At 70.1% G+C, this 16,575-nt stretch carries 14 protein-coding genes and 1 riboswitch; of the genes, 7 read left to right on the top strand and 7 right to left on the bottom strand.

The window, feature by feature from the left end; genetic code table 11:
- Nucleotides 1-19: 19 nt before the first annotated feature.
- The 7 genes from NW895_RS31830 to NW895_RS31800 form a co-directional block, all read right to left on the bottom strand.
- Nucleotides 20-1,117 (bottom strand): ABC transporter ATP-binding protein, encoded by a 1,098-nt coding sequence (locus NW895_RS31830; protein ID WP_289939981.1) that lies wholly within the window; start codon nt 1,115-1,117, stop codon nt 20-22.
- Nucleotides 1,114-2,112: an ABC transporter permease gene (locus NW895_RS31825; RefSeq protein WP_289939978.1), complete on the bottom strand. Its 999-nt coding sequence runs from the start codon at nt 2,110-2,112 to the stop codon at nt 1,114-1,116. The genes NW895_RS31830 and NW895_RS31825 overlap by 4 nt, the downstream gene beginning before the upstream one ends.
- A gap of 109 nt (nt 2,113-2,221) precedes the next feature.
- Complete coding sequence (locus tag NW895_RS31820; protein WP_289939977.1) at nt 2,222-4,015, bottom strand: ABC transporter substrate-binding protein; 1,794 nt, start codon at nt 4,013-4,015, stop codon at nt 2,222-2,224.
- 70 nt (nt 4,016-4,085) lie between these two features.
- Nucleotides 4,086-5,093: an ABC transporter permease gene (locus NW895_RS31815; RefSeq protein ID WP_289939976.1), complete on the bottom strand. Its 1,008-nt coding sequence runs from the start codon at nt 5,091-5,093 to the stop codon at nt 4,086-4,088.
- 308 nt (nt 5,094-5,401) lie between these two features.
- The gene (locus NW895_RS31810) at nt 5,402-6,196 is read right to left on the bottom strand and encodes an enhanced serine sensitivity protein SseB C-terminal domain-containing protein (protein WP_289939975.1); all 795 of its coding nucleotides are present in this window, start codon (nt 6,194-6,196) and stop codon (nt 5,402-5,404) included.
- 100 nt (nt 6,197-6,296) lie between these two features.
- The gene (locus NW895_RS31805) at nt 6,297-7,091 is read right to left on the bottom strand and encodes an enhanced serine sensitivity protein SseB (RefSeq protein ID WP_289939974.1); all 795 of its coding nucleotides are present in this window, start codon (nt 7,089-7,091) and stop codon (nt 6,297-6,299) included.
- Nucleotides 7,092-7,159: 68 nt separating this feature from the next.
- Entirely contained in the window at nt 7,160-7,828 is a 669-nt protein-coding gene (locus NW895_RS31800) for an AAA family ATPase (protein WP_289939972.1), read from the bottom strand.
- Nucleotides 7,829-8,007: 179 nt separating this feature from the next.
- A riboswitch (glycine riboswitch) is annotated at nt 8,008-8,106 on the top strand.
- 147 nt (nt 8,107-8,253) lie between these two features.
- On the opposite strand from NW895_RS31800, the gene gcvT reads away from it, so the two are divergent.
- From gcvT to NW895_RS31765, 7 genes are all read left to right on the top strand, one after another.
- Nucleotides 8,254-9,378, top strand: a complete 1,125-nt coding sequence (gene gcvT / locus NW895_RS31795; protein WP_289939971.1) for a glycine cleavage system aminomethyltransferase GcvT — start codon at nt 8,254-8,256, stop codon at nt 9,376-9,378.
- A 99-nt stretch (nt 9,379-9,477) separates the two neighbouring features.
- Complete coding sequence (gene gcvH / locus NW895_RS31790) at nt 9,478-9,855, top strand: glycine cleavage system protein GcvH (RefSeq protein WP_289939969.1); 378 nt, start codon at nt 9,478-9,480, stop codon at nt 9,853-9,855.
- 15 nt (nt 9,856-9,870) lie between these two features.
- The gene (glyA, locus tag NW895_RS31785) at nt 9,871-11,136 is read left to right on the top strand and encodes a serine hydroxymethyltransferase (RefSeq protein WP_289939967.1); all 1,266 of its coding nucleotides are present in this window, start codon (nt 9,871-9,873) and stop codon (nt 11,134-11,136) included.
- 58 nt (nt 11,137-11,194) lie between these two features.
- A complete protein-coding gene (locus NW895_RS31780; protein WP_289939966.1) occupies nt 11,195-12,562 on the top strand; it encodes an L-serine ammonia-lyase in 1,368 nt (455 codons plus the stop codon).
- Nucleotides 12,563-12,627: 65 nt separating this feature from the next.
- The gene (locus NW895_RS31775) at nt 12,628-13,185 is read left to right on the top strand and encodes a toll/interleukin-1 receptor domain-containing protein (RefSeq protein ID WP_289939965.1); all 558 of its coding nucleotides are present in this window, start codon (nt 12,628-12,630) and stop codon (nt 13,183-13,185) included.
- Between the two features lie 157 nt (nt 13,186-13,342).
- On the top strand, nt 13,343-14,755 hold the full coding sequence (locus tag NW895_RS31770) for a TIR domain-containing protein (RefSeq protein WP_289940340.1): 1,413 nt from the start codon (nt 13,343-13,345) through the stop codon (nt 14,753-14,755).
- Nucleotides 14,752-16,539 carry an SPFH domain-containing protein gene (locus tag NW895_RS31765; RefSeq protein ID WP_289939964.1) on the top strand — a complete coding sequence of 596 codons (1,788 nt, stop codon included), beginning with the start codon at nt 14,752-14,754 and terminating at the stop codon, nt 16,537-16,539. The genes NW895_RS31770 and NW895_RS31765 overlap by 4 nt, the downstream gene beginning before the upstream one ends.
- Nucleotides 16,540-16,575: the final 36 nt, after the last annotated feature.

The following is a 16,575-nucleotide window of genomic DNA, read 5'->3' as shown; positions in this document are numbered from 1 at the left end:
GTGTCCTTGGAGTTCTCGCTCACAGCTTCGGCGCAATCTCTTCGGTCCAGATACGCTCCCGCTGCTCCTGCGTCATATGGCAGGCGGCCCAGTGCCGGCTGCCGACCTCGGCCAGCTCGGGACGGACCGTGCGGGTGACGTTGTCCTTGGGCACGTCGGCGTACGGGCAGCGCGGGTTGAAGGCGCAACCGGACGGGACGTTGATGAGGGAGGGCGGGGAGCCCTTGACCGGGATGAGGCGCTCCTGCTGCTCGCGGTCGAGACGCGGCATCGAGCCGAGCAGGCCCCAGGTGTAGGGGTGGCGGGGCTCGTAGAACACCTTGTCGGCCGGACCCCGCTCGACGCAGCGGCCGCCGTACATCACCAGGAGGTCGTCGGCGAGTTCGGCGACGACGCCCAGGTCGTGGGTGATGATGATGACCGCGGAGCCGAACTCCTTCTGCAGATCGCGGATCAGGTCGAGGATCTGCGCCTGGACGGTGACGTCGAGGGCGGTGGTCGGCTCGTCCGCGATGAGCAGTTCGGGGTTGTTGACCAGCGACATCGCGATCATCGCGCGCTGGCGCATACCGCCGGAGAACTCGTGCGGGTAGTTGTCGACGCGCTTGTCCGGCTGCGGGATGCCCACCCGGTCGAGCATCTCGACCGCCCGGCGCCGGGCGGTCTTCTTGTCGACGTTGTTGTGTATGCGGTACGCCTCCACGATCTGCTGGCCGATCGTGTAGTACGGGTGCAGCGCGGACAGCGGGTCCTGGAAGATCATCGCCATCTGACGGCCGCGTAGCTTGCGCACCTTGTCGGGGTCGGCGGACAGCAGCTCGGTGCCGTCCAGCCAGATCTCACCGGAGATCTGCGCCTTGCGCCTGCCGTACTGGCCGGCGGTGTGCAGGCCCATGATGCCGAGCGAGGTCACCGACTTGCCGGAGCCCGACTCGCCCACGATGCCGAGGGTCTTGCCCTTCTCCAGCTGGAAGCTGAGCCCGTCGACGGACTTGACCAGGCCGTCGTCGGTCGGGAAGTGCACCTTCAGGTCGCGCACTTCCAGGAACGCGGTCGGGGCGGGCGAGGCGGACGTGGGCTCGCCCACGGCCGCTCCGCTCTTGCTGAGTTCGGTCATGCGAGCCTCACTCGGGGGTCGATCACGGCGTACAGGAAGTCCACCACGAGGTTGGCGATGAGCACGGCGATCGAGGTGATCAGGGTGACACCGAGGATGACGGGCAGGTCCAGGTTCTTGATGGCGTTGAGCACCTCCCTGCCGAGACCGGGCAGGTTGAACGTGGACTCGGTGAGAATCGCACCGCCGATGAGGGCGCCGAGGTCCATGCCGAGCATGGTCAGGATGGGCGTCATCGTCGAGCGCATGGCGTGCTTGCCGATGACGGTCTGCTCGCGCAGGCCCTTGGCGCGGGCGGTGCGGATGTAGTCCTCACCGAGGATCTCCAGCATGGTGGCGCGGGTGATCCGGGCGTACATCGCCGCGTACAGGAACGCGAGGGTGATCCACGGCAGGATCATGCCGCCGAGCCAGCCGGTGAAGCTCTCGTCCAGCGGCACGTACTGCGCGTCCAGCCAGCCCAGTCCGTAGGAGAAGATCGCGAGACTGAGCAGACCGGTGAAGTAGATGGGCAGGGAGACACCGGCGAGGGCGACGACCATCGCACCGCGGTCCCACAGGGTGCCCCGCTTCAGCGCGGAGAGCACACCGGCGGCGACACCGAAGAGCAGCCACAGCACGGCGGCGCCGAGCGCGAGGCTCAGGGTCACCGGGAACCGGTCGGTCAGCACCGGCCAGATGGCCTGCTCGCTGCGGAAGGAGTAGCCGAAGCACGGCGCCGAGCACTGGGTGACGTCACCGCCGCCCACGTAGGTGCGGCCCGCGAAGAGGCCCTTGAAGAACTCCCAGACCTGCGTGTAGATCGGCTCATCGAGGCTCAGCTTCTGCCGCACGCCCTCGACGGCCGCGGGGTCTGCCTGCTTGCCGACGAAGGACGCGGCGATGTCGACCCCCGCCCACTTGGGGACGAGGAAGAAGATGCTGAAGACCACCAGGATGATGACGACGAGCATCACTGCGGCGGCGAACAGCCGCCTGATGAGGTAAGCGAGCACAGCTACGGCCCGCCGCGGACCGCGGGCCACCGGAGGTTTTCCGGTGGCCCGCGCTCACGCCGCGCCGGCCTTCACCTGCCTTTCGTGCCGTACGGCGGGTGTGCCGGGTTTACTTCGAGGACTTCAGGCCGAGGTTGACGAAGTCGTACATACCGCTGTACGCGTCCGTGGTGTAGACGTTCGCCAGCCGGCTGGAGCGCCAGTTGATGAACTTCTCGAAGACGAAGGGCAGGTAGTACGCGCCCTCCATGACCTTGTGGTTGATCTCCGTGGCGATCTTGGCCTTGCCGGCGTCGTCCAGCGTGGTGGTGTACTGGTCGAACAGGCCGTCGATCGTCTTGTCCTTGATGAGGGCGTAGTTGTTGTTGCCGCTCTCCAGGATGTACTTGCTGTCCCACAGCGGCAGACCGTAGCCCTGGACGGTCGGGAAGTCGGGGCCCCAGCCCATGATGATGATGCCGTAGCCCTTCTTCTTCACGTTCGAGGGGCTGCCGATGATGGAGTTGTTCTGCGCGCCGTCGTACTGGTCGATGTCGACGGTGATGCCGATCTTCTTCAGCGAGGCCTGCAGGGACTGGGCGGTGGCCACCTCGGCCGGCTTGTTGTTGCGGACGGCGATGGTGGTCTTGAAGCCGTTCGGCTGGCCGCAGGCCTTCAGCGCTTCCTTGGCCTTGGCGACGTTGCCGCTCTTGTTGGCGCCGTTGAGCTCGTACGGGTCGTACTTCTGGCCCTCGGCACCCGGGACGGACGGCGGCAGCATGTTGGTGCCGATGTCACCACCGGCGATGGGGCCGCCGCGCGCGGTCTGCAGCGACACGTGGTCGGCGCCGAGGATCACGGCCTTGCGGCACTCGATGTTGTCGAACGGCTTCACGCTCTGCGGGAAGACCGCGTAGCGGATGTAGCCGGAGACCGGGTTGTCCAGGTTGGCCTTGTGCTGCTTCAGGGCGGTGGTGCGGCCCTGCGGCGACATGCCGGTCTGGTTGAGGTCCAGGTCGTAGTCGCCCGCGATCAGACGGGCGTCCATGTCGTTGGCGTTGGAGAAGAGGTTGACCGTGATCTTGTCCGGGTACGCCTTGCGGATCGGGTCCGAGGCCGGCTTCCACGCGGTGTTGCGGACCAGGGTCAGGGACTTGCCCGGCTGGTACGACTGGAACTTGTACGGGCCGGAGGAGAAGGGCTTCAGGCCGTACTTGGACTTGGTGTCCTTGTCCTGGCGGACCGGGGAGGCCGAGATCAGGGCCAGCATCTCCTCGAAGTCCGAGTTGGCCTTCGGCAGCTTGAAGACGATGGTCTTGTCGTCCGGCGTCTCGATCGCCTTCAGACCCAGCTTGTCCTTGGAGGAGTCCTTGTACGGGCCCTTGTACTCACCCTTGGGGTCGAGCACCTCCTTGAGGTACGTCGGTCCGCCGGAGAGCACGTCCTGCGCCCAGACACGCTCGATGCCGTACTTGACGTCCTTGGAGGTGATCGGCTTGCCGTCCTCCCACGTGATGCCGTCACGCAGGGTGTACGTGTAGGTCTTGCCGTCGTCGGAGACCTTGGCGAGCCCGGTGGCGAGGTCCGGCGTCAGCTCGGCGCCGGTCTTGCCCGGCTCCGTCTTGTTCGTGACGAGCTGGCGGCTGTAGTAGCGCGCGAAGTTCCACATGAAGCCGTAGTAGCCACGCGTGGTGTCCCACGAGTCGGCGTCCTGGGCACCGGCGAACTTCAGCGTGCCGCCCTTCTTGGCCAACGAGGCCTGGGCGACCTTGTTGTTCGCGGCGTCGAAGCCGGGCGCGCCGGTCTTCGAGCCCTCGTTGTCGTCGCCGCCGCCGCCGCACGCCGCCGTGGCCAGCAGCGCGGCGACCACGCCGGCAGCGGCCATGGCCTGCTTGCGCCGCCCTGAGGTGCGTTGGGTAGTCACGATCTCGGATCCTCCGGATTAGATGAGAGCCCCCGTGCCGGGTGCCACGGGTTCAGGTGAGTACGGCAGGTCAGCGGGAGCCCTTCGGGTCCAGCGCGTCGCGCACGCCGTCACCGAAGAGGTTGAAGGCAAGAACGGTGATGAAGATCGCCAGACCCGGAACCACCATGTACATGGGGTCCGACTCGTAGTAGTCGATCGCGTTCGAGAGCATCTGCCCCCAGGAGGCCGTGGGCGGCTTGACGCCCACGCCCAGGAAGCTGAGCGCCGCCTCGGTGAGGATGTTGGTGGGGATCATCATCGTCGTGTACACGATGATCGGCGCGACCAGGTTGGGCAGCAGTTCCTTGAAGAGGATGTAGAGCCGCCCGGCACCCAGCGATCGGGCCGCCTCGACGTACTCGCGCTCACGCATCGAGAGTGTCTGTCCGCGCACCACGCGTCCGATGTAGGGCCAGCCGAAGAAGCCGATGACCAGGATCATCACGAACACGCGCACACCCGTGCCGGTCAGACCGAGCAGCTGGTTCGGCATGACGGAGACCAGTGCGATGGTGAACAGCAGCTGCGGGAAGGCCAGCAGACCGTCCATCACACGGCTGATGACCGAGTCGACCCAGCCACCGAAGAAGCCGGCCAGGATGCCCAGGACAGTGCCGATGACGACGGCGACCACCGCGGACAGGAAGCCGACGAGGAGTGAGATCTGGGCGCCGTAGACGATGCGGGCGAAGATGTCACGGCCGTTCACCGGCTCGACGCCCAGCAGGTGGTCACCGCTGATGCCGCCCAGCGACCCCTTGGGGGTGCCGAACAGAGGGTCGATCAGGTCCTCGTGGTAGGTGTCCGGGTCCTGCCCGACCAGGTGCGTGATCACAGGCGCGAGCACGGCGACCAGGATCAGGACGAGCACCACGATGCCGCCCGTGAGGGCGAGCTTGTCCCGCTTCAGGCGCTCCCAGGCGATCCGCCCAAGGGAGCGGCCCTGTACGGCCTTCGCCGCGCCGCTCGCCGCCGCCGCTTCCTCGGCCGCGCTCGGGGCCGCTTCGGCGGTCGGCTCGTGCAATGGTGCCGTCATCTGGCAGGGACCCCTCTCAACCGGCGGTAGCCGGCCCGCACTTGCCGCGGTGGCGGCATGATCAGTCCGTCGTACGCAGGGGTGAACCACCCCTGGTGCGGGAGTCTTCAACGCTTTGGCGATCTGTTGCCAGACTTGGCGGTGAAAGGATGCGTAAACGTGATGCTGTCTGGGGGGTTCCGTTATCCGGACAGCAGGTAACGCGGGCCGGACGCAGGCAATTTTACATAAAAAGGATGGAAGTAGACGTTCCGACTCTCTCTACGCGCGAAGATCTACCGCGGCAGACGGCGCCGTCCGACTGGCGGTCAGTACCTGCCCTGCGCCGGCGGGTAGCCGTACCCGGCCGCCGGGGCCTGCGCGGGGGCCGCGTGCGCCTCACGGTCGTAGAAGGGACGGGCGTGGGCGCGCAGCCACATGGCGACCGGGTCGTGCTCGTCGGACATCGCCACGGTCGACACCGGGAGCCCGTCCGGGACCGCGCCGATGGACTGCTGCATCATCGCGCGCACCGAGTCGACGGCCTGGGGGCCGGTGTCGTACACATCGAGACCGATGGCGAGGTACGGCGCCCCCAGCGCGGGCTGCACCCAGGCGCGGCGCAGCGAGCGGACGGCCGGGGTGCGGTGGGCGTTCTGCGCGAGCAGGGCGTAGAACTGCGGGATCTCGATCGACGGTTCGGACAGCCGCAGAGGGCCGGCGGGCTGGCGGTCCAGGCCGGTGGCGATGCGGCGCAGGTCGAGCCAGGGGATGCCGACACCGCCGCCCGGGGCGTGCGGGTTGAGCCAGAGGCCGTGGTGGTCGGGGTAGAGGGCGCGGGCGACGTCGATTCCGTCGACCACCTCGTACGAGCGGTTCCAGCCGCTGGCCGACAGCTCCTGGGCGGAGGTCACGCAGGGGGCGTAGCCGTAGCCGTCGACCTCCATGGTGCCGTACTGGGCGTCCGGCGAGCCGGCCTGACCGTGCCACAGCAGCATCCAGACCTGGCCGGACGACGGGGTCGCGAGCGCGCGCAGGAGTGCCTCGTAGGCGTCGTAACGCCCGGGCGTGACCTGGCGCAGCATGTGCTCGACCTGTCCGGTCGCGATGCCGCTGGCGCTCACCTGTACCGCCCCTTCGAAAAGTTGCCCCGGATATGAAACCAGCTTAAGTGGGCCGGCGACAGCAGCGGCCCACGAGCTCGGGGGTGTCCCCCAGGTACTTCTACTGGCCCCACTGATAGAAGGGGCGGACCCGCTCGCGCATCCACTCCCCCACCGGATCCTGCGCCACGTCCATGAGGACCAGGTTGACCGGCCATGCCACCGGGACCTTGCCCAGCGCGCGGCCCAGCGCGTCCAGCGGGCGTTCCCTCAGGTCGCCCTCCCACTGGGAGAGTTCCACGCCGATGAACATGACCGGGTCGGCGGTCTCGATGGCGGCGAGGCAGCGGCGGGCGGTGAGGACGACACCGGTGTCGGCGAACTCGGCCGAGGCGGCGGCCAGGAAGTCGACCGGGTCGTCCTGCCAGTCGGGTTCGAAGAGACGGACCCGGCCGCCGCTCGCGGGACCGTCGAGGGGGGTGCGGCCGGCCCGGCACAGCTCGGCGACGGCGGGCGGCGGCAGCGGGATGCCGACCACGCCCTCCGGGTTCACGGCGATGCCGACCTGAGGGGGCAGGCCGCGGGCGAACTCCACGGCGGGGGCGATGGTGTACGGCATGTGGGAGCCCGCGACCTGACGGAGCTGCTCCTCCGAGCTGAAGACCGGCACGTACGCCTGGCCCTCGATCTCCAGCGTGGGCAGGTCGAGGGGGCCGCTGTGCGGGCCGCCCCCGCTCGGCAGCGGCACCCACACGAAGCTGCGGCCGAGCACCTCGACGATCCGGCCGCCGGCCGCCGGTCCGACGCCGAGGGAGGCCGACAGCACCTCCTCCAGCTCGTTGCCGGGCCATCCTCCGTGCGAATGGGGGTGCACCTGCGCCGGGAAGTCCGCGGAGAAGTCCGCCGGGAAGTCCATCTCTGCCTACCGCCTGCCTGGAACCACTGCTGTGGCTGAAAGGCTAACGCCTCGGGTCATGACTCTTTTCAGCCCGTGAACCCGATCCTGCGCAGCGCGTTCGCCGCTGCCCGGTCGAGGAGGATCGCCGAGGCGCAGCCGGTGGGCAGGTCGCCCTTCTCCGTGGCGCGCAGGAGGCGGGCGGTCGCCGAGCGGTGACGCAGGAAGGCGTACCGGGACACGCCGCGGCCTCGGTCGCGCTGGCCGGTGAGGGCCTCCTCGGCGGTGACGTCGAGCAGCAGCAGGTGCAGGGAGCCGCCCCGGCGGCGGGCCTCGCGGGCCAGCCAGGCGCGCACCCAGGCCTGTGTACCGCAGTCGTGCACGACGACGCCCTCGCCGGTGCGGACCGCGCGGCGCAGCCCGGCGTAGTGGGCGAGGCGGACGAGGGGGCGGTAGACCGCGTACGGCAGGAAGCGCGGCATGCGGCGGTCCCAGCGGTCGCGGGTGTCCTGGGAGTCGACGCGGGTGCCCCGCACCGTGCGCCGCATCAGCGTCGACTTGCCGCTGCCGGGCAGGCCGGTGACCACGACGAGGTCGCGGGGCCCGAAGAGCAGGGCGTGCGGGCTGCGGCCGGCCCGGTCTCGCAGATCGCGGACGACGGGCGCCGCCAGCGGGCCGCACACATCCCGGGCCGGGGCGGCGGGCTGCTTGGGCAGCGCGAGGCCCGAGGTCGTGGCGTACGCCGTGGTCCTGTTCACCTAGATCGTCCTCCCCTGGGGTCAGGTATGGAGTCCCATCCCCGCCGAGTGTAAAGAGAAGGTAATGCCCGGTGTCTCGCGGTTTCATGCACGTTGTGCCACAAGCCGGTTACAGATGCGGCCTGCCGCGTACTGCCGGGGCGTGCGATGATGTCCGCGCCAACTGCATACCGGCCGTTTGAATCCGCGCGGGAGAGTCCCTGGCAGTGCTTCGCCGGGGCGCCGAAGGAGCAAGTCCCTCCCTTGAATCTCTCAGGCCCCGTTACCGCGCGGGCGAGGCACATCTGAAAAGCGGGCCGCCGTTCCGGTGGCTCCACCCAAGGTGCAAGCCAGGACCACCTGTGGTCATGGCGAACCTCTCAGGTTCCGATGACAGATGGGGAGGACCTTTCCTCGCCTGTCATGCACCGGGAGACGACCGTCCGATGAGCAGTACTGAATCCCCACTCCGCCGTACCGCCCTCGATGCCGTGCATCGCGCGCTCGGCGCGACGATGACCGACTTCGCCGGCTGGGACATGCCCCTGCGCTACGGCTCCGAGCGCGACGAGCACAACGCCGTGCGCACGAGGGCCGGGCTCTTCGACCTCTCCCACATGGGCGAGATCACCGTCACCGGCCCGCAGGCGGCCGCCCTGCTGGACTACGCCCTGGTCGGCAACATCGGGGGCGTCAAGGCCGGCCGTGCCCGCTACACCATGATCTGCCGGGAGGACGGCGGCATCCTGGACGACCTGATCGTCTACCGGCTCGCCGAAACCGAGTACCTGGTGGTCGCCAACGCCTCCAACGCCCAGGTGGTGCTGGACGCGCTGACCGAGCGGGCCGCCGGCTTCGACGCCGGGGTGCGCGACGACCGGGACGCCTACGCCCTCATCGCCGTGCAGGGTCCGGAGTCCCCCGGCATCCTCGCCTCCCTCACCGACGCCGACCTGGACGGCCTGAAGTACTACGCGGGTCTGCCCGGCACCGTCGCCGGCGTCCCCGCCCTCATCGCCCGTACGGGCTACACCGGCGAGGACGGCTTCGAGCTGTTCGTGAAGCCGGAGCACGCCGTCGAGCTGTGGCAGGCGCTGACCAAGGCGGGCGAGGGCGCCGGCCTGGTCCCCTGTGGCCTGTCCTGCCGGGACACGCTGCGCCTGGAGGCGGGCATGCCGCTGTACGGGCACGAGCTCACGACCTCGCTGACCCCGTTCGACGCGGGGCTCGGGCGGGTCGTGAAGTTCGAGAAGGAGGGCGACTTCGTCGGCCGCGCGGCACTGGAGCAGGCCGCCGCCCGTGCCGCGGAGAACCCCCCGCGCGTCCTCGTCGGCCTGGTCGCCGAGGGCCGCCGCATCCCCCGCGCCGGATACGCCGTGGTCGCCGGCGGTGAGGTGATCGGCGAGGTCACCTCCGGTGCGCCCTCCCCCACGCTCGGCAAGCCGATCGCCATGGCGTACGTCGACGCCGCGCACCGCGCGCCCGGCACGCCCGGCGTCGCCGTGGACATCCGGGGCACCCACGAGCCGTACGAGGTCGTGGCACTGCCGTTCTACCAGCGCCAGAAGTGACACCGGGCGCCTGCGGGTGAGCGCGTTCGCGCTGTTCACCCGCTGTCCCTGCAGTCCCCCATTCACCAGCACTCCCCCGCGTACAGGAGAATTCAGGCCATGAGCAACCCCCAGCAGCTGCGCTACAGCAAGGAGCACGAGTGGCTGTCGGCCGCCGAGGACGGCGTCGCGACGGTCGGCATCACGGAGCACGCGGCCAACGCGCTCGGCGATGTGGTGTTCGTCCAGCTCCCGGAGGTCGGGGACACCGTGACCGCGGGCGAGACCTGCGGCGAGCTGGAGTCGACCAAGTCGGTCAGCGACCTGTACTCCCCGGTCAGCGGTGAGATCACGGAGGTCAACGAGGACGTGGTGAACGACCCCTCGCTGGTGAACTCCGCCCCCTTCGAGGGTGGCTGGCTGTTCAAGGTGCGCGTCGCGGAGGAGCCGGCCGACCTGCTCTCCGCCGACGAGTACGACTCCCACATCGCCGGCTGAGGAGCACGCCCGCAGATGACTGTTCTGAACTCGCCCCTGCACGAGCTCGACCCCGAGGTCGCCGCCGCCGTCGACGCCGAGGTGCGGCGCCAGCAGTCCACGCTGGAGATGATCGCCTCGGAGAACTTCGCGCCGCTCGCGGTCATGGAGGCGCAGGGCTCGGTCCTCACCAACAAGTACGCCGAGGGCTACCCGGGCCGCCGCTACTACGGCGGCTGTGAGCACGTCGACGTCGTCGAGAGCATCGCGATCGACCGGGTCAAGGAGCTGTTCGGCGCCGAGTACGCCAACGTGCAGCCGCACTCGGGCGCCTCCGCCAACCAGGCCGCGCTCTTCGCGCTGGCGCAGCCCGGCGACACCGTCCTCGGCCTGGACCTGGCCCACGGCGGCCACCTGACCCACGGGATGCGGCTGAACTTCTCCGGCAAGCAGTTCGACGTGGTCGCCTACCACGTGGACCCGGAGACCGGTCTGGTCGACATGGCCGAGGTCGAGCGCCTGGCCAAGGAGCACCGGCCGAAGGTGATCATCGCCGGCTGGTCGGCGTACCCGCGGCAGCTGGACTTCGCGGAGTTCCGCCGGATCGCCGACGAGGCCGGGGCCTTCCTGTGGGTCGACATGGCGCACTTCGCGGGGCTGGTCGCGGCCGGCCTGCACCCGAACCCGGTTCCGTACGCGGACGTGGTCACCTCCACGACGCACAAGACCCTGGGCGGGCCGCGCGGCGGCATCATCCTGGCCAGGAAGGACTTCGCGAAGAAGCTGAACTCCTCCGTCTTCCCGGGCTTCCAGGGCGGCCCCCTGGAGCACGTCATCGCGGCCAAGGCGGTCTCCTTCAAGGTCGCCGCCTCGGAGGAGTTCAAGGAGCGTCAGCGCCGTACGGTCGAGGGCGCGCGGATCCTGGCCGAGCGGCTGACCGCGCCGGACGCCCGTGCGGCCGGGGTGGACGTCCTGTCCGGCGGCACGGACGTGCATCTGATCCTGGTCGACCTGCGCGAGTCCGAGCTGGACGGCCGGCAGGCCGAGGACCGCCTCCACGAGGTCGGCATCACGGTCAACCGCAACGCCGTGCCGAACGACCCGCGTCCGCCGATGGTGACCTCGGGCCTGCGCATCGGCACGCCCGCCCTCGCCACCCGCGGCTTCACGGCCGAGGACTTCACCGAGGTCGCGGACGTGATCGCTCAGGCGCTGAAGCCGTCCTACGACAGGGAGGCGCTCAAGGCCCGGGTCACGGCCCTGGCCGACAAGCACCCGCTGTACCCCGCTCTGAACAAGTAAGTCCCCGGTGGGGCACCCGGACCGGGTGCCCCACCACCCCCCGTATTGAGGAGTCACCGTGGCCATCTCGGTCTTCGACCTGTTCTCGATCGGCATCGGCCCGTCCAGCTCCCACACGGTCGGCCCGATGCGCGCGGCGCGCATGTTCGCCCGGCGGCTGCGCAACGAAGGGCTGCTGGACTCGGTGACGTCGGTACGGGCCGAGCTGTACGGCTCCCTCGGCGCGACCGGCCACGGTCACGGCACGCCCAAGGCGGTGCTGCTCGGCCTGGAGGGCGACTCTCCGCGCACGGTCGACGTGGAGACGGCGGACGAACGGGTGGAGGCGATCAGGGCCGACGGCCGTCTGCGGCTCCTCGGCGAGCACGACATCGCGTTCGATTTCGACGCGGACCTGAAACTGCACCGCCGTAAGGCCCTGCCCTACCACGCCAACGGCATGGCCCTGTGGGCGTACGACGCCTCGGGTGCCGAACTGCTGACCAAGACGTACTACTCGGTCGGCGGCGGGTTCGTCGTCGATGAGGACGCGGTGGGCGCGGACCGCATAAAACTCGACGACACGGTCCTGAAGTACCCCTTCCGCACGGGCGACGAGCTGCTGCGCCTGGCCAAGGAGACGGGCCTGTCCATCTCCTCCCTGATGCTGGAGAACGAGCGGGCCTGGCGCACCGAGGAGGAGATCCGCGAGGGTCTGCTGGAGATCTGGCGGGTGATGGAGGCGTGCGTGGCGCGCGGCATGTCCCGCGAGGGCATCCTGCCGGGCGGTCTGAAGGTCCGCCGCCGTGCCGCCGTCACGGCCCGTCAGCTGCGCGCGGAGGGCGATCCGGCGGCCCGCGCGATGGAGTGGATCACGCTCTACGCGATGGCGGTGAACGAGGAGAACGCGGCCGGCGGCCGGGTGGTCACCGCCCCGACCAACGGCGCCGCCGGGATCATCCCCGCGGTCCTGCACTACTACATGAACTTCGTGCCGGGCGCGGACGAGGACGGGGTGGTCCGCTTCCTGCTCGCCGCCGGCGCGATCGGCATGCTCTTCAAGGAGAACGCGTCCATCTCCGGAGCCGAGGTCGGCTGCCAGGGCGAGGTCGGCTCCGCCTGCTCGATGGCGGCGGGCGCGCTCGCCGAGGTGCTCGGCGGCACACCCGAGCAGGTCGAGAACGCCGCCGAGATCGGCATGGAGCACAACCTCGGCCTGACCTGCGACCCGGTCGGCGGCCTCGTCCAGATCCCCTGCATCGAACGCAACGGCATGGCCGCGGTGAAGGCGGTCACCGCCGCACGGATGGCCATGCGGGGCGACGGCTCGCACAAGGTGTCCCTCGACAAGGTCATCAAGACGATGAAGGACACCGGCGCCGACATGTCGGTCAAGTACAAGGAGACGGCCCGGGGCGGACTGGCCGTCAACATCATCGAGTGCTGACCGCCCTCGGGTGACGGGCGTCAACTCCTCCCCGGTGTGGGGACGGTGTCCCTACACTCCCCCTCATGGAGGACCCCGTCACCCTGGTGCTCACGGCCGTCGGCACCATCGCCGGGGTGGCGTCCGCGTATCTCGCCCATGTGGCGGTGCGCGGCAGGATCCGCCGCCCGCGCGGTGAGGCCCCGCGGCCGCCGGAGCCGCGGGAATCGCACGACGTGTTCGTCTCGTACGCGGCCGCCGAGGCCGACGTGGCGGAGCGGCTGGCGCGTGACCTGGAGGAGGCCGGGGCGTCGGTGTTCCTGGTGCGATGGGTCGAGCCGGGGCTTCGGCCGCTGCTGGAGGCGGAACGGGCGCTGGCGGGCGCCGCCCTGGGCGTGCTGCTGTTCGGCCCGGGGACGATGGCCGACGCCAGGATCCAGGACGAGTACGCCGCCCTGCTGACGGGTGTCTACGAGCGCGGCCTCCGGTTCGTGCCGGCGCGGACGGAGGACGTCACGCTCCCGGGGTTCGCCGCCATCCGTCAGCCGGTCGACCTGACCGAACCCGGCGGTCCGCGCTACGCGGCCGAGGTCGCCCGGCTGGCGGAGATCGCCACCCGCCTGCGGGGCGGTACCGGCGCCTGAACACTGCCCGGGGCATGAAATCGACGCCCGGAAGATCCCAACGGGCAGCTTGTCGCACGAAGTGATGGTGATTGCGGGAAACGCGGCGGAATGAGGTCTTCCGCCCTTACCTTGGTCCCCCCTCGCACGCCCAGGAGGTACCAGCCGGTTGAACGACGTGTTCCTTTCCTACGCGGCCGACGACGCCGCCTGGGCCACAACCTTGGCCGAACAGCTCAAGGGGCACGGGCTGTCGCCGTTCCTCGTCGAGTGGAGCGTCGAGCCCGGCCAGGTGACACTGCTCAGGTCGGAGGCCGAACTGGCCGCCTCCCGCCATGGCATCGCCGTGATCAGCCCCGCCTCCCTGCGTGATGCGCGGGCCATGGACGAGTACGCGGCCCTGGCCACCGCGTCGGCCGCGCGCGGACTGAGGTTCATCCCCGTGCTGCTCGGGCACGTGCCCGTGCCGCCGTTCGCCGCCCATCGGGTGTGGCGGGACTTCAGCGACGCGAGCGGTCCGGAGTGTCCGGAGTTCGCGGGCAAGGTCGCCGAGCTGGCGGCCGTGATCGCCGGACGGCCGGCCCCGGAAGGCGGCACGCCTTCACCGGACAACCTCGCCGCCGCCCACCCCTCCCCGCCACGGCCGGTCACCGCGCCGGAGGAGCCCGCCTTCGTCGTGTGCCATGCCCCCGCCGACGCGGTGTACGGCCGGTCGCTGGCCGGGCAGCTGCGCGCGGCCGGGCTGCCGGTGTGGTCGACCGGTGATCTGCGGCCCGGCGACGCCCAGTTCTGGACCATCCGGCAGCAGCTCCGCCACGCCCTGGCCGTCGTGGTTGTGATGAGCCCTCAGTCCCAGGAGTCCGAGGACATCACCCGCATGATCCTGGAGGGCCAGGTGCACGGCCGCACCTTCCTCCCCGTCCTGCTGGACGGGGCGGTGAACTACCACCTCGCCGCCACCTGGCACCTGGACGCCCGCGACGGACAGCTGCTCGACGAGACCGAGCTCGACCTGCTGCGCCGGATGCACGCGGACCTGCGGCAGGGCCGCCCCGTCCGGCTCCCCGAGGCGCGCCGCGTCCCGTCGGCCCCGGTGGTGCGCCTGCCCGCCCCGGCCGCACTCGAACGGCTCCGCGACCACCTCGCCGATGACGAGTACGAGCACGCCGACCTGCTGACCACCCGGCTCGTCCTGGAGGCGGCCGGCCGGCTCACCGAGGGCTGGCTGAGCGAACGGCACGCCGCCGCTGTCGGCCTGGACCTGCTGTCCGGCGTCGACGCGCTGTGGACCGCACACTCCTCGGGCCGCCAGGGCCTGCGCCGGCAGCTCGCGCTGGTGCCCTCCGGGGGTCGGCGGGGCCCGCGCTTCGCCGAGGTGGGCGCCGCTCTGGGCTGGCGGGAGACGGCCGAGGCTCCCGTGCCCCGGCTGTACCGCGATTTCGTACGGCGCGCCGGGCCCGGCAGACGGGCCGGGTTCTTCCCCACGCTGCGTGACCCGGAGCACGAGAACCATCCGGACTGGTACGACCGTTGGAGTTCGACCGTGCTGGCGCTGCACGCGCGGCTGCGAGAGTGGGAGGCCCGCTCATGATGATCCCCCTGTTGGCGGTGCTGGCGGCCCTGCTGGGCGCCGCCGGCTGGGTCGGCTGGGCCGGGCGGGTCGCGGTGCCCGCCGACCATGTCGGCATCGTCACCCGCCGCCTGGGCCCCGCCCACCCCAATCCCGCGTTCAAGCAGGTCAACCCGGCCACCGCACGCGGCGTACTGGCCCGCACCCTGCTGCCCGGCGGCTTCCACTGGCTCACACCGCTGATGTACTCGGTGGACTTCGTGCCCAGGGTGCACGTGCCGGCGGGCATGATCGGCCTGGTGACGGCCAAGGAGGGCCGCACCCGCACCGACGGCCGCACCCTGGGCCGGCACGTCGACTGCGACGGCTTCCAGGACGGGCAGGCCTTCCTGCTCGGCGGTGGTGAACAGGGCGTCCAGGTGGCGACGCTCACCGGCGGTCAGGCGTACTACATCAACACCCGGCTGTTCGACGTCGAGATGGTGCCCCGCACCTATGTGCCGCCGGGCACGGTCGGCCTGGTCCAGGCGAAGGCCGGGGCCGTGCGGCCTGCCGACCAGCGGTTCGGGCGCCATGTGGAGTGCGACAGCTTCCAGGACGGGCAGGCGTTCCTGGACGGCGGCGGGGAGCAGGGGCGGCAGCTGGCCGTGCTCGGCGGCGGGGCGTACTACGACATCAACCCCGAGCTGTTCCAGGTCATCACGACCGACAACGTCTCGGCCTCCCGTGACGGGCTGACCGAGGCCCACCTCCAGGAGATCTCCCTGGAGGAGGGCTACACCGGCGTGGTCGTCACGCTGGACGGCGCCGAGCCGCGCCAGGACGCCGACGGCACGGTGGGCCCGCGGGTGGAGGGACACCGCAGCTTCCGTCTGCCCTGGGTGTTCCTGGCGGGCGGCGGGTGGCGGGGCGTCCAGGAGGAGACGCTGGGCGAGGGCACGACGTATGCGCTGAACCCGTGGTTCGTGAGGGTCCTGCCCATCCCGACGCGGATGCTCTTCCTCAAGTGGGCCGACAAGCAGGAGTCCGAGTCCGACAACTACGACGTGGCCCTCGGGAAGATCGTCGTGAACGTCCAGGGCTTCGATCTTGAGGTGGCGCTGTCGCAGAACCTGCAGATCCCGCGCGATGTCGCGCCGAGGCTGGTCAGCGAGTTCGGCGGCGTGCCCACGTCGGGGCTGGGCGGGCTGGTGGACGACCCGGCGCCCGTACAGCGGTTCGTGCGCAACGTGCTCGGGGAGACGGTCTCCGGGTACTTCAGCGAGATCGCCACGACGAGTTCCGTCCTCGACTTCCTGGGCAGGTACGAGGACGTCCGCAAGGACCTCACCGACAAGGTCACCCACGCGCTGGAGAAGCTCGGCGTGCGGACGCTCAACACCAGCCTCGGCCGGTTCACGCCCACCGACCCCTCCCTGCCCGAGGCCCTCAAGAAGAGGTTCGACGCCGAGAACGACCTCGACAACCTCAGGGTGGGTGTGGAGCAGGCCCAGCTGAGAGACCTCATCGACGAGCTGGAGGCGCAGTCGGAGTACCGGCGGGTCGCCCTCGAACTGGAGAAGGAGGTGCGTCTGCTGGGACCGGAGAACGTCGCGATGATCCGCATCGTCCGGGAGTTCGCCAACTTCGACGTGCCCGACTACATCGGGGGCGGTGACATCTCGGCCTACGTCCAGGCCCTGCCCATGACCGCCGTACAGGACCTCCTGGCACGGCTGCGCGAGCTGCGCCAGGACCAGCAGGCCATCGCCGGCGTCCCGCGACAGGAACTGACGAAGGAGAGCGAGACGCAAGCCGAGGACTGACCCTTGTGCAATGGTGAAAAGTACGCCGACTCCCCT

This window comes from Streptomyces sp. S.PNR 29, from assembly GCF_030386795.1.
Lineage (GTDB): Bacteria > Actinomycetota > Actinomycetes > Streptomycetales > Streptomycetaceae > Streptomyces.
Note: the sequence above shows the minus strand (reverse complement) of the source record. Positions and strands in the feature narration are given on the sequence as shown.